Consider the following 26,732-nt stretch of genomic DNA (forward strand, 5'->3'; position numbering starts at 1 on the left):
CTGCGCACCGACGCCTATGGTGCGATACGCGCCAACCAGGGGCTCTACCTCTCAAGCTGGGGCCAGCTCGGCGCCAGCGGCGACCAGCTCACGGACACGCTGAGCCAGAGTGCCCAGGATCACAACGCCGACGCCCTCGACAGCCGCGAGAACCTCAAGCAGGCCGGGGATGACGCCGACGACCGCTACGGCAATAGCGAACAGCTCGTCGATTCACAAGGTCAGGCCAAGCAGGACAGCGCCCGTGGCGCCTCCGACAGCGGCGGCCGCGGCGAAGCGGCGCGGATGAAAGCGCCCTGGCTGCATATGGCCTCGCCGGCCGGCATCACCCTGAGTACCCCGGAATCGACCCACCTGGCCCAGGGCAGATCGCTAAGTCTCTCCAGCGGCGAGGACGCCAATATCGCCACCGGCAAGAGTCTGGTGGCGTCGATCTCCGAGAAGCTCTCGCTGTTCGTGCAGAAGGCGGGCATCAAGTTGTTCGCGGCCCGCGGCAAGGTGGAGATGCAGGCGCAGTCGGACAATCTGGAAGCCACCGCGCGGCGGGATCTCGGGGTCACCTCGACGGAAGACAAGATCGACTTCGCCGCCGCCGAGGAGATTCTGCTGGTCAGCGGCGGCGCCTATGTCCGTATCAAGGGCGGCAATATCGAGCTGCATGCGCCGGGCAAGGTCACCGTCAAGGGCGCGACGAAGAGTTTTGGCGGGCCAGCGGAGATGTATGTTGGCAAGCCGGCATTGCCCGAGGCCGATGAACCCATCTGTGTCAGTTGCTGGTTAAAAGCACTGAAGGAACAGCGAGCCCTGGTCAAGGTGCAGTCATGAGCCTAAATGATGAAGCGCTGAAGTCACGTGTTTCTGAGTATGTGCAAGAGCTGAAGGATACCGACCGGGGCACCGTCTCCGTTTGCGCCATCATCGAAACCGGGCTGCTGAATGAGGATGAACGCAAGGCGCTGTGGCAGCGCTTCCAAGGCCAGCCTTGGCTGCAGCAGCCTCAGTTCCAGGCGTTGAAACCTTTGGGGCCTTGGCTGTTCGACGGTGATATCGAGACACTGCTTTCCGATGTGTACGTCATGGCGGAGCGTGGTTTTCATGGGGTGCTGATTACCCACCAGCCGGTGGCGCAGGAAGCCGTGAAGTTAGGAGAACTCTGCGTCGTGAAAGACGCCAATGGCGAAGAACAGCTGCTACGTTTCTATGCGCCCAACGTCATGCCGGTTCTACATCGCTTTTCGGATATGCCTTGGTACGACCGGCTCTTTGGCAGTGTAGGCGCGTGGTGGCTACCCGGACTGGACGGCTGGGAAGAGTTCTCGGGAGGTTGGCAAAGCCACGAGTCTGCGGTCGATAGCGAGGAAACGATCACATTGACGCCCGCGCTACTGCAAGCCCTCGGCAGCGATCCCATGACCCATCGAATATTGGGCGAGCTGGAGCAGTCTTCGCCAGCGTTGTTCAATACGGCATGCCCTGGTCTACGTCTGGCGATGGTGGATAAAGCCATAGAATCGGCACGCGCTTCCGGCTTCGATGATATCCAGGACTTGAGTGTCTATGTTGCGTACTGCGTGGCTCACGGGATGCAGGTATTGAGTGAGCCAGGTTTTTCCCGGGCGGTCGACATGTCCGTGCAAAGGCCGCGTTCATTGGCGGAGAACCTGAAGGCGGTCGCGTCACACAGCGTTAATGGGGAGCGTCATGGGTAGTATTCTCGATCCTTTGAGTGTGGGTCAGGGCATCGGTGACAGGCTCTCGGCGATGCCGCAGGCCGATGACGACGGCACGGCGGTCGACTGCAAGAAATCGGTCAACGTTCTGCCGCTGCGCTACAGCGCCGTGTATGGCGAAGACGACGACAGCGCGGCTTTTGCCAGTGTGCCTGAGTATCAGGGCGAGCCGGTAGCCGGTATCGGCCTGTCTCAGGCCAAGTACACAGCGCGCTTTCTGCGCGAGGGCTATCTTTACGTGCTGGTCAACCGGCTGGGCACCTACCGCTGGGAGCACTGTTATTACGTCTCCGCCGATGCCTTGCTCACTCGGATCAATCCCTATGAGCCGACGAAAGAGAGCGGCGGCATCAACTACTTCTCGATCGATGATGTGGAGGATGTGCCCGAGGCGTACATGCTCTTTCTGCCGGACCCGCTGAGTGTGCGGATGCTCGAACGGCTCAAGTCGGAAGCTCGGCTCAGGGAATCCTTGCAGCGCTTCGCCATCGCCGAGCTGGCCCACAGTTGCAGCGGAGAGAGTGTCATCCCGCCAACGATGCTGCAGTCCGAGGTTGCCGAATTCGTCGGCTATCAGGATGAAGGCGTTGGCCACCTGTTGCAGAAACAGGCTTTTCCGTCGTTGACCGATCCGTTCGAAGAGAACGCCCAGCCGGCCGATCTGACAAACTACGGGTCGCGTTTCGACAGCCTGCAACGTGCCTTGGATGACCTCCAGGGCTTTGCGGTCGTCCTTGGTGATGCCATTGGCATTACTCAGGAGTTGAACAACCATCGTAACGATGCACTAGAGCCGCTGCGGGACTGGATGGAGAAAAAGGATGCGGACGGCCTGACCAACGAGCAGCGCTTCTACACCGCGGAGTTGATACGCGATCTCCGCGAGAACTACGTCAAGGGCCGCGTCAATGCCTTTGCGCAGCGGGACGTGACGAGTTTCAGGTCGCGTGCTGGGTTGCGGTACATGCCTCACGTGCGGGCGGTGGGCGAAGCGGAGATTGGCGGCAATAGCCAGCCGACGGCGCGCGACTACGAGCTGGCCGAGGAGTACGAGGAGCGGCAAGCGGAGATTCTCGAATCGAGCTCCCAGCGAATCACAGTGGAACGTGGCGCGGAGTTTCGCCAGGAATACGATAGCCAGTATGCGCCGCTGCTGGATCAGAACGCACGGCAGGCTTTCGACGATCGCATGGCCGAGCAGTCCCGGCGCCAGGAAGCCCTGATGGCCCCCCGGGTGTCTGACCACCTCGCCTGGCTACGCGGCGCACCCTTTCTCGATGCGCTGGATTACTACGACTCGCGTGACCCGATCTGGGGCTGGGCCTACAGCATTCAGGTCGTGCAGGCCACGGTGGGGATGGAGGGCACCGAAGCGGGCGCCGCGTTGCTGGATCAGTGGTGGCGCGACATGAACATGAACGACCGTTCGAACCTGGCCTGGGCGGTCTACTGCCTCAATCAGTACGATATCCGCCGCGCCGGCCAGCAGGATATCGGCGCGTTTCGTGCCAAGGACGCGAAGGTCGCCGACGCCGAAGACGACAGTTGGATAGGGCCTGAGCCGCAGAACATTCTGCAAGGGTTCAAGCAGCTCATCGCGGCCTTCAACACGGCCAACGCGGCGCTGGAGGGCGAGACACCCGACTGGTTCCGTTCGAAGCAGCTGGGCGTGACCATGGCCTGGTATACCCAGTTCATGAAAGGGTTCTTCGAAAAGGCGCGCAGCGAGACCATGGACCGAGCCACGCTGCGCATTTCGCTGGGGTTAATGCGTGCACAGCTCGCTCGGCACGCCGCTAAGATCGGCGTCAATCGCCGTTGGTTCAGCAAGGGCTCGGCACGTGAACTTGCCAAGGCCAAGCGCTTCCTGTCACGCGATATGCAAACAGCGCTGGAAGGCAATGGCAGCCAATTCATGCAATTCCGGTTGGGTGTGGCGGTGGCGATCATTGAAAGCTATGCGCTCTATCAGACGCTCTCCAAGCAAGACAAGGACACGCGTGATTACACCAAGATGGCGGGCGCATTCGTGCTCGTGGCCAGCGCCATCGCGGATACGGCAGCCTCCAGCATCAATATGGTCATGGTGATGGGGAAATACCATGCGACCGATGTCGGCAAGGCCGCTCAATTCCGTCTGGGCGGTTTCTCGTTCTGGGGTGGGATGCTGGCGTCGGTAGGGGCGCTGTTTTCAGCGGTAGATGATGCATTTGAGATTAGTAGATCTGTTCAGAGAAGAGACGTCTTATTGACGCTCGCTTACGGAGCAAGATTCTTGGCGAACATAGGTGTTGCTATTTTAGGCACGGCGGTGACATTGGCATCTTCGACGGCCTTTTTATCCCGTGTTGCGGAGCAGGGCAAAACCGCGTTGGCGCGCCAGTTGGCCGGCTTACTGGCGCCACTGGCCCGCACCCTGGCGTCGGCTGCCATCCGTGGCGTGCTGATGGCCAGTTTTGCCGTGGTCTCTTGGGCTGGCATCATTCTGACGATCGGATTCTGGGTTTTTGGCGACGATGCGCTGGAGGCGTGGTGCAAACGCTGTGTCTTTACCACGGAAGACGCCCCCGACTATTACGCCGACTACGCCGAAGAAGTCGGCGCCTTCCACCAGGCTTTACAGGACGTGACCTGATGTATTTTATCGAATGGCTGATGCGCCGCACCCTGACCGCGAGCAAGAAGGATATCACCGGGTTCGAGGGTGATATGAAGCAGTTCGAGAAGGCGACCGAGAAGTACGGCAAGCAGTACCGGGGGATGCAGGAGCGGCAGGTCAGCGACGCGCCATCCGATGCACGCTCCATCTACCGCATGAACGACACCTATATGGATGTTAGAACCTTCTTCGATGAATGGAGGGGGGGGGTGTTGTTGGGATTATCACCTTTACTGCTGGGGCTGATTATCTTTCCTGTCCTTGTTCTTCCTGGTCTGACCAGTATTCTTTTTACTGGTGTTGTTGCTGAAGCGGGGCGAGCAGCAAGTTTTGGAGATTACATTGGTGTTGTGGGCCTTTGGTCTATTTGGTTTGTTATGGTGGCGGCATTTATCTATCTTTTCTGGATATTCCGTATGGAGTGTCTGGTCCAGCGTCATATCGTGGTCCGCTTCAATCGCAAGACGCGCAAAATCTATATCAACCGGCCCAATTTCGCCGGTGGCAATCGGGTCTATGATTGGGACGACGTGGTGGCTTCGGTCGATCCCGACGATCAGGTGGTGACCAAGAAGCGCAAGCGCGAAATCCTCATGCTGTTCTTGTTCAAGCAACGCACCGGTGCCGAGTATCACGATGTGGTCTTTCTCGGCGCGCCGCTGCGCAGCGATCACGAACTCTATGCGCTCTGGGAATACATCCGCCGCTATATGGAAGAGGGGCCGGCAAGCCTGCCCAATCCCAAGTGCATCCCCAGCTTCCCCTGGCCGTGGCGCTCGCTGCTGGCCCCCTGGAGTTTTCTGGAGAACAAGTGGGCTGCCGCGCCCTGGAGCCCGGGGATGATCGCGCTGGTGATGATCGTCTCGCCGCTCATGCTGATTCACGCCGTGGCCCACTGGTGTTCGCTGCTGCTGTGCTGGCCGACGTACTGGCCGCGTCAGCTGCGTCGGGAAAGCACGGCCTCCGGGCCGGTATGAAGGCGTTGCCGCGAATCACGGCCGGCGCGTGCTGGAGGGCGCGCCGGGCGATCTCAGCCGAGTGGAGCCTGCATGTACTTCGTTGAATGGCTGATGCGCCGGACCCTGACCGCGAGCAAGAAGGATATCACCGGGTTCGAGGGTGATATGAAGCAGTTCGAGAAGGCGACCGAGAAGTACGGCAAGCAGTACCGGGGGATGCAGGAGCGGCAGGTCAGCGACGTGCCATCCGATGCACGCTCCATCTACCGCATGAACGACACCTATATGGATGTTAGAACCTTCTTCGATGAATGGAGAGGCGGCGTAACTATCGGCCTTTCGCCATTGCTCTTAGGGCTTTTGAGTTTCCCTTTTTTGTTTTTGATTCCACTGTTGGACGTGTTTTTTTATGGGGTTTGGCCCGCAACTGGAGATGTGGCCACAAATGAGAGTTATGTGGCCGCAGTGGGGATGTGGGTTATTTGGTTTGTTATGGTGGCTGCATTTGTTTATCTCTTCTGGATATTTCGCATGGAGTGTCTGGTCCAGCGCCATATCGTGGTCCGTTTCAATCGCAAGACGCGCAAGATATACATCAACCGGCCCAATTTCGCCGGTGGCAATCAGGTCTACGACTGGGACGACGTCGTGGCCTCGGTCGACCCTGACGATCAGGTAGTGACCAAGCAGCGCAAGCGCGAAATCCTGATGCTGTTCTTCTTCAAGCAGCGCACCGGTGCCGAGTATCACGACGTTGTCTTTCTCGGGGCGCCGTTGCGCAGCGATCACGAGCTCTATGCGCTCTGGGAATACATCCGCCGCTATATGGAAGAGGGGCCGGGGAGCATTCCCGCGCCCAAATGCATCCCTCGCTTCCCCTGGCCGTGGCGTTCGCTGCTGGCCCCCTGGAGCTTTCTCGAGAACAAGTGGGCTGCCGCGCCCTGGAGCCCGGGGATGATCGCGCTGGTAGTGATCGTCTCGCCGCTCATGCTGATTCACGCCGTGGCGCACTGGTGTTCGCTACTGCTGTGCTGGCCGACGTACTGGCCGCGTCAGCTGCGTCGGGAAAGCACCGCGACAAAGAGATTGTGAAACGGAGCATTCCTCTTCTATCAAACAAAAGCCCATGGCCTTGGCCATGGGCTTTTGCATTGGGGCAGGGCTGGTTTGCTAGGCAGTGCCGACTCAGGCTTCGTCCAGCTTCTGCTTGAGCAGGCCATTGACCTGCTGTGGGTTGGCGGTACCGCGAGAGGCTTTCATCACCTGGCCGACGAAGTAGCCGATCATCTTGCCGCGTTTCTCCGGGTCGGCGTCGCGGTACTGGGCGACCTGCACCGGGCTGTCCGCGATGACCTGGTCGATCATCGCTTCGATGGCCCCGGTATCGGTCACCTGCTTGAGGCCGCGAGTGTCGATGATCTCGTCGGCGCTCGCACCTTCGTTGTTCCACAGCGCGGCGAAGACCTGCTTGGCAGCCTTGCCGTTGATGGTGTCGTCGAGTACACGCTGGATCAGGCCGCCAAGTTGCTCTGGCGTCACCGGGCTGTTGGCGATATCGATGTTCTCGCGATTGAGGTGCGCAGAGAGTTCGCCCTGAACCCAGTTGGCGGCTTGCTTGGCATCGCCGCAGACGGCCAGCACGGCTTCGAAATATTCGGCCGTGGGGCGCGTCGCGGAGAGCACGCCGGCGTCGTAGACGGAGAGGCCGAGGCTGGTCTCGAAGCGGTTGCGCTTCTGGGTGGGCAGCTCCGGCAGCGTCGAACGCTGGTGCTCGATGTAGGCGCTATCGAGCATCACCGGCAGCAGGTCGGGGCAGGGGAAGTAACGGTAGTCGTTGGCTTCTTCCTTGGTCCGCATGCTGCGGGTTTCGTCCTGGTCCGGATCGTAGAGCCGGGTTTCCTGAACGACCTTGCCACCGTCTTCGATCAGCTCGATCTGGCGTTCGACCTCGAATTCGATCGCCCGTTCGACGAAGCGGAAGGAGTTGACGTTCTTGATCTCGGCGCGGGTGCCCAGCGTCTCCTGGCCCTTGGGGCGCACGGAAACGTTGACGTCGCAGCGCAGAGAGCCTTCCGCCATGTTGCCGTCGGAGATACGCAGATAAGTGACGATGGCGTGAATCGCACGGATATAGGCGACCGCTTCCTTGGCCGAGCGCATGTCGGGTTCGGAGACGATTTCCAGCAGCGGGGTACCTGCACGGTTGAGATCGATACCGCTCATGCCGTGGCCCCTGCTGTTGGAAAAGAGCTCGTGCAGCGACTTGCCGGCATCTTCTTCCAGGTGCGCGTGATGGATGCGCACGCGCTTGCGCACGTCGTCGTCCAGCACGAGCTCGACTTCACCCTTGCCGACGATGGGCTGGGCCATCTGGCTGGTCTGGTAGCCCTTGGGCAGGTCTGGATAGAAGTAGTTCTTGCGCTCGAACAGCGAGGTCTCGGGAATGTCGGCGTCGATGGCCAGGCCGAACTGCACGGCCATCGCCACGGCACCTTCATTGAGTACCGGCAGCACGCCCGGCAGGCCCAGGTCGATGGCGCAGGCCTGAGTGTTGGGCTCGGCGCCGAAGGCGGTAGAGGCACCGGAGAAGATCTTGGACTGGGTCGCGAGCTGGACGTGGACTTCCAACCCGATAACGGTTTCCCACTGCATTAGGTTGTCTCCTGGTTGCTCGGGTGCCGACGATGCCAATCCGTCGCCTGTTGGAACTGGTGCGCCACGTTGAGCAGCTGGCTCTCGGCGAAGTGCTTGCCGAGAATCTGAAGGCCGATCGGGCGTTTGCCAGCAAAGCCGGCGGGGACGCTGATACCGGGAATACCGGCCAGGTTGATGGCGATGGTGTAGATATCCTGCAGGTACATCGAGACCGGGTCTTTCTTGGCGCCGAGATCGAACGCCGGCGTGGGTGCGGCCGGGCCCATCAGTACGTCGACTTCCTCGAAGGCGTCCATGAAGTCCTGACGGATCAGGCGCCGAACCTGCTGGGCCTTGCGGTAGTAGGCGTCGAAGAAGCCTTCCGACAAGGTGTGAGTGCCGATCAGGATGCGGCGCTTGACCTCGTCGCCGAAGCCCTCGGCGCGGCTGCGCTTGTAGAGGTCTTCGAGATCGACGGGGTTCTCACAGCGGTGGCCGAAGCGCACGCCGTCGTAGCGAGAGAGATTCGAGGACGCTTCCGCCGGGGCGATGACGTAATAGGTCGGTACCGCCAGATGGGTATGCGGCAGGCTGACCTCACAGACTTTGGCACCGAGCGATTCGTAAACCTTGATGGCGTCGCGAATGGCGCTTTCGACTTCCGCGTCGAGGCCATCACCGAAGTACTCCTTGGGCAGGCCGATCTTGAGGCCGGCCAGCGGCGTATCCAATTCGGCGAGATAGTCCGGCACTACGCGGGCGACGCTGGTGGAGTCGCGCAGGTCATGCCCGGCGATGGCGCCGAGCAGGTGGGCGCAGTCTTCCGCGCTTCGGGCCATCGGACCGCCCTGATCGAGGCTCGACGCAAATGCGATCATGCCGTAGCGGGAGACCCGGCCGTAGGTCGGCTTGAGCCCGGTGATGCCACAGAAGGCGGCCGGCTGGCGAATCGAGCCGCCGGTGTCGGTGCCAAGCGCCGCAGGGGCGAACCCGGCCGCGACCGCGGCGGCGCTGCCGCCGGAAGAACCGCCGGGGACGGCGGTACGATCCCACGGGTTCTTCACCGGGCCGTAGAAGCTGTTTTCATTCGACGAGCCCATGGCGAACTCGTCCATGTTGGTCTTGCCGAGGCTGATCATGCCGGCAGCTTCCAGCTTCTCGACCACCGTGGCGTTGTAGGGCGCCTGGAAGTTGTCGAGCATCTTCGAGCCACAGCTGGTACGAATGCCCTGGGTGCAAAAGATGTCCTTGATCGCCAGCGGCAGGCCGGCGAGCGGCCGTGACTCGCCCTTCGCACGGGCCTGGTCGGCGGCGTCGGCAGCGCTGAGCGCCCGATCTCGGGTGATGGAAATGAAGCTGTTGATGTCGCCATCCAGGCGCTCGATACGGTCGAGCAGGCTGCTGGTCAGCTCTCGGCTGGAAAAGTCGCCGGCCTTGAGGCCCTTGGCGAGTTCCGTGAGCGTCATATGATGCATGGGGTCGCGGTTCCCTGAGTCAAATCGCTGTGCGCGAGGGCTGCCATCGGTTTGTCGTGGCGCCACATCGCAAAATCGGTACCGAACGGATTCGGCGCTAGTACGCATCAGGCGAATTCATCGGCTGAATTCAGTCATTCATGGGTTCGAACGCACTGTTCTTGCCATCAACATCGAACTTATTCGACGACGCGCGGTACCAGATAGAGGCCTTCGGCCGTTTCCGGCGCGCAGGCCTGGAAAGTTTCACGCTGGTTGGTTTCGGTCACTTCGTCGGCGCGCAGGCGCTGAGTGGCGTCGAGCGGATGCGACAGGGGCGCCACGCCGTCGGTGTTCACGGCTTGCAGACGGTCGACCATTTCCAGAATCTGGGTCAGGTCGTCGACATAACCGGCCGCTTCGGCGTCGCTGTTGAGGCCCAGGCGAGCCAGATGCGCTGCGCGCAGTACGTCCGCGTGTTCGATTGCCATGTGTTGAGGGTCCTGTAATGGGGACGTCGCGTCGTGGATTGCCGAGACGTCGCTTCGTTGAGTGTCGAAACGTCGTGTCATAGAAGTTGCGGTTTCTGAAACGCTCGTCGCGCAAACTTCGCGAAGGTTCGTCACTTGAATTCGTCATCCCGATAAATGGAGGAAACATTATCATAATCACGGCCCATCTGGCAGGCTCGAGCTTGCTGCTTTACCCCCACGGTGATACCGTTTGCGTCCGCACAGGGTTCCGGTCTGGACTAGGTAAAAGTTTCCATGTTTAAACGTTTACGGGGGCTGTTCTCGAGCGATCTGTCGATCGATCTGGGAACCGCCAACACACTGATTTACGTCCGCGGTCGCGGTATCGTCCTGGACGAACCCTCCGTAGTGGCGATTCGCCAATCCGGCAACATGCGCAGTGTTGCGGCCGTCGGTCTCGACGCCAAACGGATGCTGGGGCGCACGCCCGGTAACATTACCGCCATCCGTCCGATGAAGGATGGCGTGATTGCTGATTTCACCGTTACCGAGCAGATGCTGCAGCACTTCATTCGCAAAGTTCATCAAAGCACGTTTTTGACGCCCAGCCCGCGTGTGCTGGTCTGCGTTCCCTGCATGTCCACGCAGGTCGAGCGCCGTGCGATCAAGGAATCCGCCGAAGGCGCCGGGGCGCGCGATGTCTATCTGATCGAGGAGCCGATGGCTGCCGCGATCGGGGCTGGCCTTCCGGTCGAGGAAGCGCAGGGGTCGATGGTCGTCGATATCGGTGGTGGTACGACCGAGATCGCGATCATCTCGCTCAACGGGGTGGTCTATTCCGAATCCGTGCGCGTGGGCGGTGACCGCTTCGACGAGGCGATCACTTCTTATGTGCGCCGCCACTACGGCAGCCTCATCGGCGAAGCCACCGCGGAGCGGATCAAGGAAGAGGTCGGGTGTGCCTATCCGGGCGGCGAACTGCGCGAGATCGACGTGCGTGGCCGTAACCTGGCCGAGGGCATCCCGCGCAGCTTTACCCTCAATTCCCACGAGATTCTCGATGCGCTGCAGGAGCCGCTGGCGTCGATCGTCTCCGCGGTCAAGAGCGCGCTGGAGCAGTCTCCGCCGGAGCTCGCTTCCGATATCGCCGAACGTGGCCTGGTGCTGACCGGTGGCGGGGCATTGCTACGGGACATCGACAAGCTGATCGCCGAGGAAACCGGCCTGCCGGTGATCATCGCCGAGGATCCGCTGACCTGCGTGGCACGTGGTGGCGGCAAGGCGCTCGAGATGATCGATCAGCATACCTTCGAGTTGCTCTCCAGCGATTGAGGCCGGCCGTGACGGATAATGCCGCCGCGCGGCGTCTTCCGTCCTCGGTAGGTGGGAGTGAGGCCTATCAAACCGCTGTTTTCCTACGGTCCGATCCCCACGTACCGCATGCTGTTGTGTGCGGTACTGGCGTTCGGGCTGATGTTTGCCGAACACCGCTTCAGCGCGGTGGAGACGGCACGTTCTCATTTGACCTCGGTCGTTGCCCCCATTCAGTGGCTGGTATCGCTGCCGAGTGAAGGTGTGCGCTGGAGTGCCATGGCGATCTCCGATCAGCAGGCGCTGATCGACGAGAATGGCCGCCTGCGTGAGCAACTGCTGACGCTCTCCAATCGCGTGCAGCGGATGGCGAGTCTGACCGCAGAGAACATTCATCTGCGCGAGCTTCTGAACGCGCCCAATCCTGCCGACGTGCCCTATATCACGGCAGAGCTGCTATCGCTGGATTCCGACCCGTTTACCCAACAGATGGTGATCAATCGCGGTCGGCGCGATAGCGTCTATATCGGCCAGCCGGTCATGGATGCGTCGGGTCTGATCGGTCAGGTGGTTTCGGTCTCCGCCTATACCAGCCGGGTGCTGATGGTGGCCGACGCCAACCATGCCGTGCCGGTAGAGATCAATCGCAACGGCTTGCGCTTCATCGCCCAGGGCACGGGTCAACTGGATACGCTCAACATTCCCAGCGTACCGGCCACCGCGGACATTCGTGAAGGCGATCTGCTGGTGACATCCGGGCTGGGCGGACGCTTCCCGCAGGGCTATCCGGTGGCTCGGGTCGACGAGGTCAAGCGTGAATCGAGTCAGGCATTCATGGAAGTCTCGGCCGAGCCGATTTCCCAGCCCGAGCGTTCGCGCTATTTCCTGCTGCTGTTTCCCCCCGAGCGTCCCGAGGAAAATCTGAGTGGGCCGGAGCGCATGGCACGCCAGGTGGTATGGCCGGGCGATCCGGCACATCCCGATGCCCATCGCATCAGCGAAGAGGCGTTGACTGCGGCGCTTGAGCTGCAGTCGGCGGAACAGGAGTAGACATGGGTCCGTTCGGTTATCTCTTCGTCTGGTTCACGCTACTGCTGGCGTTCTGTCTGCAGGTGATGCCGCTGCCGGATGCCTGGCTGGTGTGGCGGCCGGACTGGCTGGGCGTACTGCTGGCCTACTGGTGCGTTGCCACGCCGCAGCGCGTGGGGGTGCTTCACGGCTTCGTGCTGGGGCTGATGCTCGACCTGATCGAGGGGGCGCCGCTGGGGCAGAATGCGCTGGTACTCTCGCTGCTGGCCTATCTCTTTCTGCTGCTTTACCAGCGCTTCCGCGTCTACTCGATCTGGCAACAGGCGGTGCTGGTCTTCATTCTGCTGGGCATTGCGCAACTGGTGGAACAGTGGCTTCGCACGATCTACGGGCCGATCTCCCTGAGCCTCGAATTTCTGCTGCCCGCACTGATCGGGTCTCTATTGTGGCCGTGGCTCTTCACCATGATGCAGGCGGTGCGTCGCCGGCTGGGAATCGGTTAAGCCCGGCCTAACGTCCCGTTCGCGCGCGCTTCGACAGGCTCGCTTCTCCTCCGGTCCACGGTTCGATATCGCCGGCCGACAACTCAACATCCGCTCACAGGGTTCACGATGTCTTGCCACGCTCATCCCGATCGCGATTCCCATCCCGTGCTGCGTCTGGCATCGGCCTCGCCGCGCCGGCGTGAGCTGCTCGCGTCGATCGGCGTGGCGGTGGAGGTCGCGCCTGCGGACATCGACGAGTCGCCGCGTAAGGGGGAATCGCCCGAGCAGTTCGTCTCCCGGTTGGCTCGCGAGAAGGCCAAGGCCGGCCACATCGGTAGTGCGTTGCCGACTCTGGGGGCGGATACCGTGGTGGTCTGCGGCGACGTCGTATTCGGCAAGCCCAGGGACGAAACGCATGCCCGCGAGATGCTGACGGCGCTATCCGGACGAGCGCATCGCGTACTCTCGGCCGTGGCGGTGATCGGCGCTGGCGGGATGCGTGAGTGCCTGGTGGCGACTCAGGTTGTCATGCGTCGAATCGAGGAGGCGGAGATGGCCGCCTATTGGGCAACCAAGGAGCCGGTCGACAAGGCCGGCGGTTACGCGATACAGGGCCGCGCCGCCATCTTCATCGAGCGCCTGGAGGGAAGCTACTCCGCGGTGGTCGGCTTGCCGCTGAACGAGACGGCATCGCTGCTACGGGCCCACGGCGTCGCGCTCTGGGATGGCGCGTTGAACGATGTCGCCTCTGACGCCCGCTGAGCCTGCGCCTTAGGAGAGACCGATCGCCTGTGCCATAATTGTTGCGCGGCCAACCCCGCCCGCCCCGGTAAGGGATGTCGCCGGCGTGCTCGACCAATCTGCAACAAGGATGCCCGCATGAGCGGTGAGGTACTGATCAATCTGACGCCGATGGAGACCCGGGTTGCCGTGGTGGAAAACGGTGTGCTGCAGGAAGCCTTCATCGAACGCAGCCGGCGTCGTGGCATCGTCGGCAATATCTACAAGGGCAAGGTGGTACGCGTTTTACCGGGCATGCAGGCCGCGTTCATCGACATCGGGCTCGAGCGAGCGGCGTTCATTCATGTCAACGAAGTGCTGCCTCCCGATTCGCCGCACGAAGAGCCGGCTTCGATCAGTCATCTGCTCCATGCCGGGCAGGCACTGGTGGTGCAGGCTACCAAGGACCCCATCGGGTCCAAGGGCGCGCGGTTGACGACCCATCTCTCCATTCCTTCCCGCTATCTCGTCTACATGCCGGACTCGCCTCACGTCGGCGTTTCGCAACGGATCGAGGATGATGCCGAGCGCGAGCGCCTGAAAGCGCTGGTCGAGAGCGGCAGGATTGCCTTGCCGGACAAGGATTGCGGCGGTTTCATCATTCGTACGGCGGCGGAAGGCGTCGGCCAGGAGGAGCTGTTCGCCGACATGGTCTTTCTGCAGCGGCTGTGGCAGAAAATCGCCGAGCGCCGTGTCACCGCGGAGATCGCGACGCCGATCTACGATGATCTCCCGCTGTTCATCCGCACCCTGCGCGACGTGATGCGCGATCAGATCGAGAAGGTGCGCATCGACTCCCGCGAGAACTACTTCAAGCTCAAGGAGTTCGCCCGGGAGTTCATGCCGACGATGGAGTCGCGGATCGAGTATTACCCCGGCGAGCGGCCGATCTTCGATCTCTACAGCGTCGAGGACGAAATCCAGAAGGCGCTGGGGCGCAAGGTGCAACTGAAGTCCGGCGGCTATCTGGTCATCGATCAGACCGAAGCGATGACCACCATCGACGTCAATACCGGTGGTTACGTCGGGCACCGCAATCTCGAAGAGACCATCTTCAAGACCAATCTCGAAGCCGCGACCGCCATCGCACGCCAACTCCGGCTGCGCAATCTGGGCGGCATCATCATCATCGATTTCATCGACATGGAAGAGCTGGAGCATCAGCGTCAGGTGCTGCGCGTGCTCGAGAAATCGCTGGAGCGGGATCACGCCAAGAACAAGCTGACCGGCGTCACCGAACTGGGGCTGGTGCAACTGACGCGCAAGCGCACGCGCGAGAGCCTGGAGCAGACGCTGTGCGAGCCTTGCCCGACCTGTCTTGGGCGAGGATCGCTGAAGACGCCGGAGACGGTCTGCTACGAAATCTTCCGCGAAATTCTGCGTGAAGAGCGGGCCTATGCGCCGGAAACCTACATGGTGCTGGCATCGCAGTCCGTGGTCGATCGACTGCTGGACGAAGAGTCCGCCGCCGTGGCCGATCTCGAGTCCTTCATCGGCAAGACCATTCGTTTTCAGGTCGAGGCCCACTATTCCCAGGAACAGTACGACATCGTACTGATGTGAGCCGATGAGTCGTCTGCAAAACTCTCGTTTGCGTGTGACGGGGCGCTGGCTACTGACGCTGGTCGCCCTCGTTGCCATCGTCATCGCCGTTCTCGTCAGCGGCGTCCGGCTGGCTGCATGGCAGATCGACCGGCTGAGTCCGTGGCTTGTCTCGACGCTGGAGAGCCAGCTGGACGCGCAGGCAGGGCTCGGCCATGTGTCGCTCGCGGTTCACCGCTGGAATCCCCACCTGGCGCTGGATGATCTCCGCCTGACGAGTCGCGGCGGACAGCCGCTGCTCAGTGTCGATCATGCCGCTGGTCGCCTCGAGACGCTGGCGAGCTGGCGCCTCGGTGCGCCGGTCATTCGGGGCGGCGACATCGAGGGCATGACCCTTCATCTCTATCAGCGGGACGACGGTCAGTGGGCCTGGCCGGATGGCGCCGGTAGCCGCTGGTTTGGCGGCCCCGAGGATTCGACGTCGTCGCGACAATTGCCCGGTGTCGATGACTGGTTGCAGATCCTGATGCGACAGCAGGCGCAGCTCGAGGATGTCACGCTGGTGCTGCATGGCCAGCGCGAGCAGGCGCGGGTTTCGATATCGCAACTGACGTTGGCCAGCCGTGATGGCGAGGCGTCGATTCAGGCAAAGCTGACCGCCGGAAGCCACAACGCCGGCCAGCTGCACGTGACGATCCAGCGTGATGACCCAGAGAACGATGCTGCTGGTGATGCCGGTCACCCCGAGGCCCGCTTCGTCGGCGAGCTCGATCTGGCTGCACTGTCACCGTCGCTGGCCGCAGCGAGTTCGGGCTGGCCTAAGGCGCTGGGCGAGATCGAGGGACAGGCTTCGGTGGCAGGAGCGTGGCGTGATTCCGGGTTGCGGCGTGGCCGACTGTCACTGGATGTCCCCCGTTTGCAGGTCAATGACACGGCGAACGAGGTTTCCGAGACGCTGACGAACCTGGGGTTCGATGCAGGGCTGGATCGCGACGCCAGCGGTCGCTGGCAGGCCTGGGTGAATGATCTGCGGCTATCTCATGACGGACTGTCGGTCATCGACTGGCCGCAACAGCTGCAGGGGCAGTCCACCGATAGCGGCTGGTGGCTGCGCAGCGCGCCTTTCGATCTGGCCGGCGTGACCGATTATCTCCGCTATCTGCCGCTGCCGTTCGAACTGTCCCAGACGCTGATCCAGCTCGATCCACGCGGTCATGTCGCGGGTCTGGAAGTCGGACGGGATCACGGAGAGTGGTACGCGCAAAGCGCCCTGGAGAACGCTTCGGTGACGGCCTGGAACGAGATTCCCGGCGGCGGTCCTGTCGATGCCTGGGTCTCCTATCGCGGTCGCGGCGGTACGGTGACCTTCTCAGGGGGCGAGGGAACCGAATTCTCGATTCCCACCGTCTACGCCGATCCGCTGGATCTCTCTCACGCCAGTGGTCAGGTCGACTTCGCATTGACGCAGCAGGGCGCGGTGCTCAGTGGCGAGAATCTCGAAGCCGGGTGGCGAGGTGCCAGCGCCGAAGGGCGATTCGGTCTGACGCTCTACGATGCCTCGGACAAACCCGGCACTTTCATGCTCGATCTCGATTTCGCCGATGCCGATGCGCGAAACTCCCGCTTGCTGTCGTGGTTACCCACCCGCGTGATCGATGACGCGCAGCTGCGTGAGTGGTTCGGCGGCGACATCGGCGGCATCGTCAAGCAGGGCAAGCTGGGGCTTTCGGTCACCCTGAGCGACAAGGAGGCGCCCGAGGGCCAGATGTTCGTCAATCCGGACGACTACTTCACGCTGTCGCTGGACGTGGCCGACGGACGTCTTCAGTACGCCCCGGACTGGCCGGCGCTGGAGCGGGTCTATGGCCATCTGCAGATGCAGAACATGGATCTCGATGCCGAGATCGATCATGCCACCAGCCACGATCTCACCACTCGAGACGCCACGGTCAAGCTGGCCGACAAGCAGTTGACCGTCGATGGCGATATCAGCGGCAGCACCGCCGGCGTGCTGGATTTTCTCGCCCACGCCCCGCTGGAGACCATGAGCGAGACCTTCGGGCTGTGGCAGAGCGAGGGAAGCGTCGACGCCAAATTGCACCTCGACATGCCGATGGATGAGGAGAGCGATGCCGAGACCGATATGAAAGTCGATGTTCAGGGCCAGGTCGATGCGAGATCGCTGACCTTCCCCGAGCTGAAGCTGACGCTCGATGACATAGACGGTGGTCTGCATTATCGCCGCGAACGAGGCGAGGACTACGTCAATGGCGACCTCGACGCGCGCGCCTTCGATGGGCAGACGAAGGCACACTTCAACGTCGGTGGCTATCAGCGTGGCGCCAGCGGTATCGCACTGGAGGGGCAGGTGCGGGGAAGCGGTCTACTGAAATGGGCGGGTGTTTCCGGTGTCGACGGTCTCCTCGATGGTTCGTTTCCCTATCAAGCCAGCATGAATTTCGACGATCAGAACAACGTCAGCCTGACCCTGCGCAGCGAACTGCAGGGATTGGGCGTATCGCTGCCACCGCCATTCGGCAAGGCGCCCGATGCCAGGGAGCCGCTGGCGATCGATGCCGATATCGCTGCCGGTACGGGGGCGGTGACATTGGCCGACTGGGGCCATGCGCGCTGGCGCACGATCGAGGATCAGGCCCAGGGGCAGGTGTGGCTGGAAGGCTGGCCGGGTGAGCAGGCCGCCTGGCCCAGCGAGCCGGGTTGGTATGTATTGTGGCGCCCCAACCGGCTGGATACGCAGCGTTGGGTGCAGGCGTTGACCCAGCTCAAGTCTAGCGATTCGACGTCGACGCCTCGAAGCGATGTCGAGACCACGCTGGAAGACGATGTCGTCGACCCGAACGCGCTGCCTGTGAAAGACGGTGGAGGGCTCAAGCGAATCGCGCTGTCGACGCCGTGCATTCTGGTGGATGGCCGCTGTCTCGGTGGCCTGCAGGCCGATGTCGCGCCGCTCTCCAACGGCTGGCGTCTCTCTCTCGACGGTGAGATTGCCGCCGGCCAGGCGAGCTGGCAGCCACAGGACGAGATGCCGATCGACGTCGATCTGACACGACTCAATCTGGATGCGTTGACGCCGGACGAAAAGGACGAGAAAGGACAGGGCGAGGCCGCAAGCCTGATGGAGCAGATCGAAACCGCGCCCCATCCGATTGCACTGCCTTCGGGGCTTGCCAAGGTGCCGGCGGGGCAGGTGCGTGTTGCCGAGTTCGAGCGCAAGGGCGAGCGGTTCGGCCCGCTGGAAGCCACCTGGCACGCTGACGATCGGCATCTCACCGTCGCTCCGTTGACGCTGTCGCTGGGTGAGTTGGATCTCGCGGGGTCCCTCGACTGGGAGGCCTCCGGAAGCGCCAGCCTGAGTCGGGCTCAGATGAAAGTCAGTGGCGGTGATGTCGGTAGTGCGTTTCGTGTGCTGGGCCAGCAGGTCCCGATCACCAGCGACAATGTCACAGCCGATGCGCAGCTCTCCTGGCCGGGTGCGCCGTGGCAGTTTGCCCTGCCGCTATCGACGGGACGGGTTCAGGCGACGCTGGGGAAAGGGCGATTGCGCCAGATTCATTCATCGGGGGCCAAGCTGGTGGGGCTTTTCAATCTCGACAATATCCTGCGCCGCCTGCAGCTGGACTTCTCCGACGTGACCAGCGGCGGGACCTCTTTCAATCGCCTCAACGGCAGCGCTACCCTGTACAACGGGCGGCTGCAGACCGAAGGACCGATCGTGATCGACGGCACCGCGACGCGCTTCACTCTGGCCGGCAGTGTCGATCTCAACCGTCAGACGATGGATCAGCGGCTCGGGATCACCGTCCCCGTCAGTCAGAACCTGCCGTTGGTCGCGATCATGGCCGGGGCGCCCCAGGTCGGCGTGGGTCTATTCGTGTTCGACCAGCTGTTCGGCCGCTGGCTGGATCGTGCCACACAGATTTACTATCGCATCGAGGGCCCCTGGTCCTCGCCGAACATCAACTTGGAAAGTGCCCAATGACTCAGAGCCCGATGAGACAAACGAGTGATGACGCCTTGAAACAGGCGTCGACGCTGTTGCTGGCCCCCGGGGGGCTGGACGTGGAGTCGCTGGATGTCGGTCTGGGCCACGCCATGGGCGCCGGCATCGATTACGCCGATCTCTTTTTCCAGCGTACCTGGCACGAGATGTGGGTGCTGGAGGACGGGGAGGTCAAGGACGCCAGTTACAGCATCGATGGCGGTGTCGGGGTGCGCTCGCTCTCCGGCGAGAAGACCGGCTTCGCCTATTCCAGCCAGATCAGCCAGGACGCGCTGCTGGATACCGGCCGCACCGCTTCCGGTATTGCTCGCAGTGGGGAGCGGCGCAAGGCCGCGCCGATCCAGCTCGCGGCGGCGACGTCTCGCTATCAGGGCGTCGATCCGCTGAGCGGACTGAGCGCGGAGGACAAGATCGCCATGCTCAAGCAGGCGGATCGCGTGGCGCGGGCGTCGGACCCTGCCGTGACCCAGGTCAGCGCGTCGTTGACCGGCGTCCATGAGGTGGTGCTGGTGTGTGCCAGTGACGGCACGCTCGCGGCCGACATTCGTCCGCTGGTGCGTTTCAATGTCAATGTGATCGTGGCAAAAGAGGGACGGCGCGAGCGCGGCAGCGCCGGCGGGGGCGGTCGTTATTCCATGGAGCGGCTGCGCGACGAGAACGTGGCCGATGTCTATGCCAAGGAAGCCGTGCGCCAGGCGCTGGTCAATGTAGACGCGGTTGCCGCCCCGGCCGGCCAGATGCCGGTGGTGCTGGCCAATGGCTGGCCGGGCATCCTGCTGCATGAGGCGGTGGGTCATGGCCTCGAGGGTGACTTCAACCGCAAGGGGAGCTCCTCCTTCGCCGGCCGACTGGGTGAAAAGGTCGCCGCCAAGGGGGTCACGGTGGTCGACGACGCGACGCTTGCCGATTGCCGCGGATCGCTCAGTATCGACGACGAGGGAACGCCGGGCCAGTACACGCCGTTGATCGAGGACGGAATCCTGACCGGCTACATGCAGGACAAGCTCAATGCCAGGCTGATGGGCATGAAGCCCACCGGCAACGCGCGCCGTGAATCCTATGCGCACGTCACCATGCCGCGAATGACCAATACCTACATGCTGGCGGGAAGGGACGATCCGGAAGAGATCGTCAAAAGCGTCAAGCGTGGCCTCTATGCGGTCAGTTTCGGTGGCGGCCAGGTGGATATCACGTCCGGCAAGTTCGTATTCTCGGCTTCCGAGGCGTATCTGATCGAGGACGGCCGGATCACGGCGCCGGTCAAGGGGGCCACGCTGATCGGCAATGGTCCCGAGGCGATGTCGCATGTCTCGATGATCGGCAACGACATGGCGCTGGATAGTGGCATCGGGATCTGCGGCAAGGAAGGGCAGGGCGTGCCGGTCGGCGTGGGCCAGCCGACACTGAAGCTGGACGAGATCACGGTCGGTGGTACCGCATCCTGACGCCGACGAGCCTGTCCTTCGGCCGCGCCGCACCCATCCGGTGCGGGCGGCTCAAAGCCCGGCGGTGTCGCGGATCAGCTGGAACAGTTTGCGCGAACTGGCGGGTGGCTTGCCGCGCTGCTTCTCGCTGCGCGCGTTGCGAATCAGCTGGCGCAGGGCTTGGCGATCGACCTGGGGATGCGCATCGATGAACGGCTCCAGCGCGTCGTCATCGTCGATCAGCCGATCGCGTTGCTGTTCGAGGCGGTGGAAAGCGGCATTGCGCTGGACATGTTCCTGGTCGATCTCCTCGAAGGCGGCACGAATCGCCTCGCGATCTTCCTTGCGCATGACCTTGCCGACATACTGCATGTGGCGGCGGCGCCCTTCGTGGGAGCGAACTCGGCCGGTTTCCTCGACAGCCTCGCGCATCTCGTCGGACAGTGGCAGCCGGGCACGGACGGCGGAGTCAAGCGCGATGATACGCTCGCCTAGTGCCTGCAGCTCCTGCATCTCTCGTTTGAGCTGGCTTCTACTGGGAGGCGCGTCGTCCTCGAAAGTCATCTCGTTATCCGATTTTCTACCCATGTTTCTGACCAAAGCGACGAATGAGGGCTGCAGTATATCAGTGCGATTCGTCTCGCCAACGCCTGTTGTCCCTTTGGCGTGCGACCGATGGTCCACGGCATCGATGATCCGCGCTGTCAGTGGGCCGATCTTTGCCATCGAGCCGCACGGCTCAGGTGTTTATATTCCAAGTTCTTATGTTCGAGTTTCATGAATCAGGAGTCTGAGATGAGCCAAGCCTTCAATGCCGAGGCGCAGCAGTCGCGTCTCGAAGAGCGTGCCAGCATGGCGCTGGAACTCGCCAAGAGACTGGGTGCGGACGCCTGCGAGGTCGGCGCCAGCGTCGACCAGGGGTTGGGTGTGAGCGTGAGACTCGGCGAAACCGAGACCGTGGAGCTGTCCCGCGATCAGGGCATCGCGGTTACGGTCTACGTGGGCAATCGCAAAGGCAATGCGTCCTCGTCCGACGCCGGCGATGCGTCCATACGCGCAGTGGTCGAGAAGGCGATCTCGATTGCGCGTTATACCGGTGAGGATCAAGCGTCGGGACTCGCCGATGCTGCGCTCATGGCCACCGACCAGCCGGACCTGGATGTCCATCATCCGTGGGCGCTGAGCACCGACGAGGCGATCGAACTGGCACTGCGCTGCGAGAGCGCGGGGCGTGAGCGGTCGGGTATCACCAACTCCGAAGGAGCGAGCCTGTCCTCCTCGGAAGTGGTCACGGTCTATGCCAACAGCCATGGCTTCCTGGGTAGCAAGCGAGGCACGCGCCACTCGCTCTCCTGTCTGCTGATCGGAGGAAGCGGTGATGCCATGCAGCGCGATCATGACTTCACCACCGCTCGCAAGGCCAGTGACCTGGCGAGTCCGGAATCGGTGGGTATCAGCGCCGCGGAACGGACCCTGAGTCGCCTGGGCGGACAGCGCCCCAAAACCGGGCGGCTGCCGGTCCTGCTGGCGCCGGACATGGCGCGCGGACTGGTCGGCAACCTGCTCAACAGCATTGCCGGGGGGGCGCTCTACCGCGAGTCTTCGTTTCTCTGCGACCAGCTGGGCGAAACGCTGTTCCCCGAGTGGTTCTCGCTCGGCGAGCACCCGCGGGAGATGGGTGGCATGGCGAGTGCTGCGTTCGACAGTGATGGCGTGGCCACGCGTGACAACGTGTTCATCGACCGGGGCAGGCTGGCGAGTTACATGCTGGCGGCTTACAGTGCCCGCCGGCTGGGACTGCAGACCACCGGCAACGCTGGCGGTGCGCGTAACGTCCGCATCCAGGCACCGACGGTCTCGCTGGAGAGCCTGATGCAGCAGATGGGCACCGGCATCATGGTGACCGAAATGATGGGGCAGGGGCTCAATCCGGTTACCGGTGACTATTCGCGGGGCGCGGCAGGCTTCTGGATCGAGAATGGCCGGATCTCTCATCCGGTAGAGGAGTTCACGGTGGCGGGCAATCTGCGCGAGATGTTCGCCGGTCTGCAGGGCGTGGGCGACGATGTCGACCGGCGCGGAAGTGTTCAGACCGGAAGCTGGCTGCTCGATTCGATGACTATCGCGGGGCAGTAAGCGCGATCAGGAGCGAGAACGAGAGCCAGCGACAGTCGCCAGTCGTCGCTGGCTCTCCCGTTGCCAGTGTCGGCGTGCGGCGCCTCCGGATTCCGCGCCTTCGGCTTCAGCCGTCGAGCCGATCCCTGATATAGGTGATCTCGGTGCGACCATGCGGCGCCGGGGTGCCGTCCTCCCCGAGATTCACGAATACCATCCTGTCGATGGTGAGGATGCTCTTGCGCGTGATCTTGTTGCGCACGTGGCACTCCAGCGTGATCGAGGTGTTGCCGAAATGAGTGGCGGTGATGCCGAGTTCGATGATGTCGCCCTGGCGGGCACTGGAGACGAAGTTGATCTCGGAGATGTACTTGGTCACCACCTGGGCGTTGCCCAACTGAATGATGGCGTAGATCGCCGCCTCTTCATCGATCCAGCGCAGCAGACTCCCGCCGAACAGCGAACCGTTGGGATTGAGGTCTTCGGGCTTGATCCATTTGCGGGTGTGGAAGTTCATGTGAGGTTCCTCGCTGACCAGAGCTGCTTGAAGGGGCGCTGAAGGGGGCGATGTCCCGCTACAGATAGAAGACCGTCGCCAGCCCCAGAAAGGCGACGAAACCGACCACGTCGGTAATCGTTGTCAGCAGGACGCCGCCGGACAGCGCCGGATCGATCTTGAATTTCTTGAGCATGACCGGAATCAGGGTGCCGGCCAGCGTCGCCACGGTGAGGTTGATGACCATCGCCATGGCAATGATCTGGCCTAGCCGGATATCGTCGAAGCGGAAGACGGACATGGTGCCGACGACCACCGCCCAGATCAGGCCGTTGGTCATGCCGACGAGCAGCTCGCGGACCAGTAGCCAGCGGACATTGGCGCCGGAAACGTGCCCGAGCGCGATCCCGCGAATCAGCACGGTCAGGGTCTGTGAACCGGCGATGCCGCCCATGCTGGAGACGATCGGCATCAGTACTGCGAGTGCCGCGATCTGCTGAATGGTGTCTTCGAAGAAACCGATGGCGATGGAGACGATGGTTGCCGCGATCAGATTGATGCCGAGCCAGAACGCGCGGCGACGGCTGGTCTTGAGCGCTGGCGCAAAAGTGTCTTCGTCCTCGTCGAGACCCGCCATGCTCATGACCTGGTGCTCGGCGTCCTCGCGAATGACGTCGACCACGTCATCGATAGTGATTCGGCCGAGCAGCTTGCCGTCGATACCGACCACCGGCGCCGATATCAGATCGTGCTTCTGGAACAGTGTCGCGACATCACTATCCGAGGCGGTGGCCTGGATCGCGTGGAAATCGGTCTCCATCACCTCGCGCACCAGCACCGAGATATCCGAGACCAGCAGCCGGTTGAGCGACAGGATGCCGATCAATTCATCGCGTCGAGTGACGACCAGCAGGGTATCGGTAGCATCCGGCAGTCTTTCGTGACGGCGCAGGTAACGCAGGACGACATCCAGCGTGATGTCCGGGCGGATGGTGATCGCGTCCGGGTTCATCAGGCCGCCGGCGGTGTCCTCCGGGTAGGAGAGAACCGCTTCGACCCGCTGACGCTCCTGCGCCTCCATCGACTGGAGGACTTCCTGGATGACCTTGTTGGGTAGCTGCTGCAGCAGGTCGGCGAGGTCGTCGACGTCGAGGCCTTCGGTTGCCGCCAGCAGCTGTTCCGCGTCCATGCGGTTGAGGAATTCGATCTGGACGTCGTCACCCAGATACTGCAGCACGTCACCGTGCAGCTCGGGATCCAGCAAGCCCCACAGGATCTCACGCTCTTTGGGTGGCGATGACTCGAGCAGGTGAGCGACGTCCACCGGTGCCAGACCACGGTTGAGCATGCGCCGCGCTTGATCCAGCGCGCCGCTCTCCAGCGCTTCGTTGAGCTTGGCCAGCCGGGGCTGCAGCTTTTCCGGATTGTTGCTCATCCTGAACGGTCATCCTTGAACGACTGGCGATAGGCCGAACATTCTACCATCGTCGGAGGAAATGACGAGGATGGAAAACGCTGTTCACGAACGATGCCGATGGCTGTGAGCGTCACTCGTCCTCGTGGAAACGCGCTTCGAACAGGCCGACGATCGCATCCATGGCAGCGTCGGCATCGTCGCCTTCGGTCACCACGGTCAACTCGGTGCCGCAAGGCGCGGCGAGCATCAGAAGGGACATGACATTGGCGGCATCGGCCTGGCGTTCGCGATGGTGGACGGCAACGCGAACGGCGAAGGGTTGGCAGCATTGAACCAACTTGGTGGCCGCGCGGGCATGTAGCCCGCGGCGGTTGGTCAGGCGAAGTTCACGTGTCGGCATCGCGCTTGGGGGATCCTGCGTTTTGTAGTGGTGCATCCTGCAACGCTGTCTCTCGCGGCCTCGATGCTGGCGAGAGGGCGGTCTGGATACCGAGTTCGCGATGACGAAGTCGGATGTCCGCGGATTCGTGATGAAAGTGGCGAGCCAGGCGCTCGATCAGGTAGACCGAACGATGCTGGCCGCCGGTGCAACCGATGGCCACCGTCAGATAGCTGCGGTGGCTGGCCAGATAGGCCGGCAACCAGCGATCCAGCCAGGCATGGATATCACCGGCCATGGCGTGGACGTCGGAATAGGACTCGAGGAATTCGACGATCTGGGGATCGCGGCCATCGAAGGCGCGCAAGCCCGGGTCCCAGAACGGATTGGGCAGGCAGCGGGCGTCGAACACCATGTCGGCGTCCAGCGGAACGCCTCGCTTGAAGCCGAAGGATTCGAAGGTCAATGTCAGACGACCGCCGGTATGCCGCGCGACCTGCTCGCCGATTCGCGCACGCAGGTCATGCACCGAGAGTCCTTGAGTGTCGATCACCAGGTCGGCCATGCGGCGAATCGGTGCCAGGTACTCCTGTTCGTGATCGATCGCTTCGGCCAGTGTCATGTCGTTGCCGCGAGTCAGCGGATGACGACGGCGGGTGGCCGAGTAGCGCTCCAGCAGGATCTTGGCATCGGCGGTGAGATAGACGACCTGAGTGTCGATTCCGCGTTCCCGTACCGCGTCCAGCAATACGGGGAAGCGCTCGAGCGCTTCCGGCAGGTTCCGTGCATCGATGCTGACTGCCACGTTAGGGCGCGTTGGCGGCGCGCTGCGAAGTTCATCGATCAGTGGCGCCAGCAGGTTGGCGGGAAGATTGTCGATGGCGTAGTAGCCAAGATCCTCCAGTGCCTGCAGGGCGATCGACTTGCCCGAGCCGGAGCGACCGCTGATGATGACCAGTTGCATGCGTAATGTGTCCCGATATCAGCCGTCGTCGCTGGGCTGGTGATGACGAATGGCCTCGCGCAGGGCCTCGTGCAACGCCTGCTGTGATTCGGCGTGGCGCAGCTGCTGCCTGACGCTGCTCTGATTCATGATGCCGGCGACCTCTGCCAGCAATGAAAGGTGCGTGTCGTCCGCTTCTTCCGGGACCAGCAGCACGAATACCAGATCCACCGGCTCGCCATCGATCGCATCGAAGTCGATGGCATCTTCCAGGCGCATGAATCCCGCGATCGGCACCTTGCAGTGCGGGCTGCGGGCATGGGGAATGGCAACGCCGTTGCCGATCCCCGTGCTGCCCAATCGCTCGCGACCGATCAGGCGGCTGAAGACTTCCTGGCTATCCAGGCTGGGTGTGTTTTGGGCGACGAAGGTGCTGAAGAATTCCAGCAGACGTTTTTTGCTGCCCCCCGTGACCCCGTAAAGGGTGCGTTCGGGGGGCAGGATCTTTTCCAGTGTCATCATCAGGCGTTAACGGGCGCCGGCGCCTTGGGCGCGGGCTTGTGCCTTCTCTTTGTGTTTGACCAGTTGGCGGTCGAGTTTGTCGGCGAGCGAATCGATGGCGGCATACATGTCGGTATCGCTGGCGTCGGCGTGTAGATCGGCGCCGGCGGCATGCAAGGTCCCGGCGGCCTGTTGGCGCTCCTTCTCCACACTCAGGGTAACCTGGACATTGGTGATGTTGTCGTAGTGACGCTCCAAACGAACGAGTTTTTCTCCGACGTAGTCTCGGAGGGCATCGGTCAGGTCGACATGGTGGCCGGTAACGTTCACTTGCATGACACACTCCTGTTGCGGCAGATGGCACTTCTGATTGTAACCCT

The 26,732-nt window shown here is 62.4% G+C and carries 23 protein-coding genes; 13 read left to right on the plus strand and 10 right to left on the minus strand.

The genetic code is table 11. The annotated features are described in order from the left end of the window. The 5 genes from DOM36_RS14675 to DOM36_RS14695 all read left to right on the plus strand — a co-directional run. Positions 1-825, plus strand: an 825-nt coding sequence (locus DOM36_RS14675; RefSeq protein WP_157958662.1) for a DUF2345 domain-containing protein, incomplete at its 5' end; no start/stop codon positions are given. Next, on the plus strand, positions 822-1,709 hold the full coding sequence (locus DOM36_RS14680) for a DUF4123 domain-containing protein (RefSeq protein WP_110643568.1): 888 nt from the start codon (positions 822-824) through the stop codon (positions 1,707-1,709). The genes DOM36_RS14675 and DOM36_RS14680, both read left to right, overlap by 4 nt. After that, the gene (locus tag DOM36_RS14685; RefSeq protein WP_110643569.1) at positions 1,702-4,365 is read left to right on the plus strand and encodes a T6SS effector BTH_I2691 family protein; all 2,664 of its coding nucleotides are present in this window, start codon (positions 1,702-1,704) and stop codon (positions 4,363-4,365) included. Before DOM36_RS14680 ends, DOM36_RS14685 begins: the two co-directional genes overlap by 8 nt. Then, positions 4,365-5,366, plus strand: a complete 1,002-nt coding sequence (locus tag DOM36_RS14690) for a DUF6708 domain-containing protein (protein WP_232823867.1) — start codon at positions 4,365-4,367, stop codon at positions 5,364-5,366. The genes DOM36_RS14685 and DOM36_RS14690 overlap by 1 nt, the downstream gene beginning before the upstream one ends. 72 nt (positions 5,367-5,438) lie before the next feature. Continuing rightward, positions 5,439-6,440 carry a DUF6708 domain-containing protein gene (locus tag DOM36_RS14695; protein WP_232823868.1) on the plus strand — a complete coding sequence of 334 codons (1,002 nt, stop codon included), beginning with the start codon at positions 5,439-5,441 and terminating at the stop codon, positions 6,438-6,440. A 93-nt stretch (positions 6,441-6,533) separates the two neighbouring features. Here the strand turns inward: DOM36_RS14695 and gatB are convergent, their stop codons facing one another. The 3 genes from gatB to gatC all read right to left on the minus strand — a co-directional run bounded on the left by gatB (position 6,534) and on the right by gatC (position 9,927). Further along, positions 6,534-8,000 (minus strand): Asp-tRNA(Asn)/Glu-tRNA(Gln) amidotransferase subunit GatB, encoded by a 1,467-nt coding sequence (gatB, locus tag DOM36_RS14700; protein ID WP_110643570.1) that lies wholly within the window; start codon positions 7,998-8,000, stop codon positions 6,534-6,536. Beyond that, a complete protein-coding gene (gatA, locus tag DOM36_RS14705) occupies positions 8,000-9,457 on the minus strand; it encodes an Asp-tRNA(Asn)/Glu-tRNA(Gln) amidotransferase subunit GatA (protein WP_110643571.1) in 1,458 nt (485 codons plus the stop codon). Before gatA ends, gatB begins: the two co-directional genes overlap by 1 nt. Positions 9,458-9,636: 179 nt before the next feature. Then, a complete protein-coding gene (gene gatC, locus DOM36_RS14710; RefSeq protein ID WP_075570613.1) occupies positions 9,637-9,927 on the minus strand; it encodes an Asp-tRNA(Asn)/Glu-tRNA(Gln) amidotransferase subunit GatC in 291 nt (96 codons plus the stop codon). A gap of 276 nt (positions 9,928-10,203) precedes the next feature. On the opposite strand from gatC, the gene DOM36_RS14715 reads away from it, so the two are divergent. The 7 genes from DOM36_RS14715 (at position 10,204) to tldD (ending at position 20,522) form a co-directional block, all read left to right on the plus strand. Next, a complete protein-coding gene (locus DOM36_RS14715) occupies positions 10,204-11,241 on the plus strand; it encodes a rod shape-determining protein (protein WP_075570612.1) in 1,038 nt (345 codons plus the stop codon). A 57-nt stretch (positions 11,242-11,298) separates the two neighbouring features. Beyond that, the gene (mreC, locus tag DOM36_RS14720; protein ID WP_279626536.1) at positions 11,299-12,270 is read left to right on the plus strand and encodes a rod shape-determining protein MreC; all 972 of its coding nucleotides are present in this window, start codon (positions 11,299-11,301) and stop codon (positions 12,268-12,270) included. 2 nt (positions 12,271-12,272) lie between these two features. Next, complete coding sequence (gene mreD, locus DOM36_RS14725) at positions 12,273-12,752, plus strand: rod shape-determining protein MreD (protein ID WP_075570610.1); 480 nt, start codon at positions 12,273-12,275, stop codon at positions 12,750-12,752. Positions 12,753-12,860: 108 nt separating this feature from the next. Next, positions 12,861-13,496 carry a Maf family protein gene (locus DOM36_RS14730; RefSeq protein WP_110643572.1) on the plus strand — a complete coding sequence of 212 codons (636 nt, stop codon included), beginning with the start codon at positions 12,861-12,863 and terminating at the stop codon, positions 13,494-13,496. A gap of 117 nt (positions 13,497-13,613) precedes the next feature. Further along, positions 13,614-15,077, plus strand: a complete 1,464-nt coding sequence (gene rng / locus DOM36_RS14735) for a ribonuclease G (protein ID WP_075570608.1) — start codon at positions 13,614-13,616, stop codon at positions 15,075-15,077. Positions 15,078-15,081: 4 nt separating this feature from the next. Beyond that, positions 15,082-19,056: an AsmA-like C-terminal region-containing protein gene (locus DOM36_RS14740; RefSeq protein WP_110643573.1), complete on the plus strand. Its 3,975-nt coding sequence runs from the start codon at positions 15,082-15,084 to the stop codon at positions 19,054-19,056. An 11-nt stretch (positions 19,057-19,067) separates the two neighbouring features. Further along, entirely contained in the window at positions 19,068-20,522 is a 1,455-nt protein-coding gene (tldD, locus tag DOM36_RS14745; protein WP_110643630.1) for a metalloprotease TldD, read from the plus strand. Positions 20,523-20,573: 51 nt separating this feature from the next. On the opposite strand, the gene yjgA is transcribed toward tldD, so the two are convergent. Continuing rightward, a complete protein-coding gene (yjgA, locus tag DOM36_RS14750; RefSeq protein ID WP_083941849.1) occupies positions 20,574-21,065 on the minus strand; it encodes a ribosome biogenesis factor YjgA in 492 nt (163 codons plus the stop codon). Between the two features lie 231 nt (positions 21,066-21,296). On the opposite strand from yjgA, the gene pmbA reads away from it, so the two are divergent. Next, positions 21,297-22,637 (plus strand): metalloprotease PmbA, encoded by a 1,341-nt coding sequence (pmbA, locus tag DOM36_RS14755; RefSeq protein WP_110643574.1) that lies wholly within the window; start codon positions 21,297-21,299, stop codon positions 22,635-22,637. A gap of 106 nt (positions 22,638-22,743) precedes the next feature. Here pmbA and DOM36_RS14760 read toward each other — a convergent pair whose 3' ends face one another. The 6 genes from DOM36_RS14760 to raiA all read right to left on the minus strand — a co-directional run bounded on the left by DOM36_RS14760 (position 22,744) and on the right by raiA (position 26,688). Then, a complete protein-coding gene (locus DOM36_RS14760) occupies positions 22,744-23,133 on the minus strand; it encodes a hotdog domain-containing protein (protein WP_075570605.1) in 390 nt (129 codons plus the stop codon). 58 nt (positions 23,134-23,191) lie between these two features. After that, a complete protein-coding gene (gene mgtE, locus DOM36_RS14765; protein ID WP_075570604.1) occupies positions 23,192-24,547 on the minus strand; it encodes a magnesium transporter in 1,356 nt (451 codons plus the stop codon). Positions 24,548-24,659: 112 nt separating this feature from the next. Beyond that, complete coding sequence (locus DOM36_RS14770) at positions 24,660-24,929, minus strand: HPr family phosphocarrier protein (RefSeq protein WP_075570603.1); 270 nt, start codon at positions 24,927-24,929, stop codon at positions 24,660-24,662. Next, positions 24,916-25,872, minus strand: coding sequence for an RNase adapter RapZ (gene rapZ, locus DOM36_RS14775; protein ID WP_075570602.1), 957 nt, complete (start codon positions 25,870-25,872; stop codon positions 24,916-24,918). Before rapZ ends, DOM36_RS14770 begins: the two co-directional genes overlap by 14 nt. Positions 25,873-25,890: 18 nt before the next feature. Next, positions 25,891-26,370, minus strand: coding sequence for a PTS IIA-like nitrogen regulatory protein PtsN (gene ptsN / locus DOM36_RS14780; protein ID WP_075570637.1), 480 nt, complete (start codon positions 26,368-26,370; stop codon positions 25,891-25,893). 9 nt (positions 26,371-26,379) lie between these two features. After that, the gene (gene raiA / locus DOM36_RS14785; RefSeq protein ID WP_075570601.1) at positions 26,380-26,688 is read right to left on the minus strand and encodes a ribosome-associated translation inhibitor RaiA; all 309 of its coding nucleotides are present in this window, start codon (positions 26,686-26,688) and stop codon (positions 26,380-26,382) included. Between the last annotated feature and the right edge of the window lie 44 nt (positions 26,689-26,732).

Origin of the sequence: Salinicola sp. CPA57, assembly GCF_003206035.1 — a bacterium.
Classification (GTDB): domain Bacteria; phylum Pseudomonadota; class Gammaproteobacteria; order Pseudomonadales; family Halomonadaceae; genus Salinicola; species Salinicola socius.

What these genes read in the sequence shown, in the direction of transcription:
- DOM36_RS14730 (WP_110643572.1), top strand. Translation starts at nt 12,861, where the DNA reads ATGTCTTGCCACGCTCATCCCGATCGCGATTCCCATCCCGTGCTGCGT.
- mgtE (WP_075570604.1), bottom strand. Translation starts at nt 24,547, where the DNA reads ATGAGCAACAATCCGGAAAAGCTGCAGCCCCGGCTGGCCAAGCTCAAC.
- DOM36_RS14690 (WP_232823867.1), top strand. Translation starts at nt 4,365, where the DNA reads ATGTATTTTATCGAATGGCTGATGCGCCGCACCCTGACCGCGAGCAAG.
- DOM36_RS14715 (WP_075570612.1), top strand. Translation starts at nt 10,204, where the DNA reads ATGTTTAAACGTTTACGGGGGCTGTTCTCGAGCGATCTGTCGATCGAT.
- gatB (WP_110643570.1), bottom strand. Translation starts at nt 8,000, where the DNA reads ATGCAGTGGGAAACCGTTATCGGGTTGGAAGTCCACGTCCAGCTCGCG.
- DOM36_RS14770 (WP_075570603.1), bottom strand. Translation starts at nt 24,929, where the DNA reads ATGCCGACACGTGAACTTCGCCTGACCAACCGCCGCGGGCTACATGCC.
- mreD (WP_075570610.1), top strand. Translation starts at nt 12,273, where the DNA reads ATGGGTCCGTTCGGTTATCTCTTCGTCTGGTTCACGCTACTGCTGGCG.
- yjgA (WP_083941849.1), bottom strand. Translation starts at nt 21,065, where the DNA reads ATGACTTTCGAGGACGACGCGCCTCCCAGTAGAAGCCAGCTCAAACGA.
- DOM36_RS14760 (WP_075570605.1), bottom strand. Translation starts at nt 23,133, where the DNA reads ATGAACTTCCACACCCGCAAATGGATCAAGCCCGAAGACCTCAATCCC.
- rng (WP_075570608.1), top strand. Translation starts at nt 13,614, where the DNA reads ATGAGCGGTGAGGTACTGATCAATCTGACGCCGATGGAGACCCGGGTT.
- ptsN (WP_075570637.1), bottom strand. Translation starts at nt 26,370, where the DNA reads ATGACACTGGAAAAGATCCTGCCCCCCGAACGCACCCTTTACGGGGTC.
- gatC (WP_075570613.1), bottom strand. Translation starts at nt 9,927, where the DNA reads ATGGCAATCGAACACGCGGACGTACTGCGCGCAGCGCATCTGGCTCGC.
- raiA (WP_075570601.1), bottom strand. Translation starts at nt 26,688, where the DNA reads ATGCAAGTGAACGTTACCGGCCACCATGTCGACCTGACCGATGCCCTC.
- DOM36_RS14695 (WP_232823868.1), top strand. Translation starts at nt 5,439, where the DNA reads ATGTACTTCGTTGAATGGCTGATGCGCCGGACCCTGACCGCGAGCAAG.
- gatA (WP_110643571.1), bottom strand. Translation starts at nt 9,457, where the DNA reads ATGCATCATATGACGCTCACGGAACTCGCCAAGGGCCTCAAGGCCGGC.
- DOM36_RS14680 (WP_110643568.1), top strand. Translation starts at nt 822, where the DNA reads ATGAGCCTAAATGATGAAGCGCTGAAGTCACGTGTTTCTGAGTATGTG.
- DOM36_RS14740 (WP_110643573.1), top strand. Translation starts at nt 15,082, where the DNA reads ATGAGTCGTCTGCAAAACTCTCGTTTGCGTGTGACGGGGCGCTGGCTA.
- tldD (WP_110643630.1), top strand. Translation starts at nt 19,068, where the DNA reads ATGAGACAAACGAGTGATGACGCCTTGAAACAGGCGTCGACGCTGTTG.
- pmbA (WP_110643574.1), top strand. Translation starts at nt 21,297, where the DNA reads ATGAGCCAAGCCTTCAATGCCGAGGCGCAGCAGTCGCGTCTCGAAGAG.
- rapZ (WP_075570602.1), bottom strand. Translation starts at nt 25,872, where the DNA reads ATGCAACTGGTCATCATCAGCGGTCGCTCCGGCTCGGGCAAGTCGATC.
- DOM36_RS14685 (WP_110643569.1), top strand. Translation starts at nt 1,702, where the DNA reads ATGGGTAGTATTCTCGATCCTTTGAGTGTGGGTCAGGGCATCGGTGAC.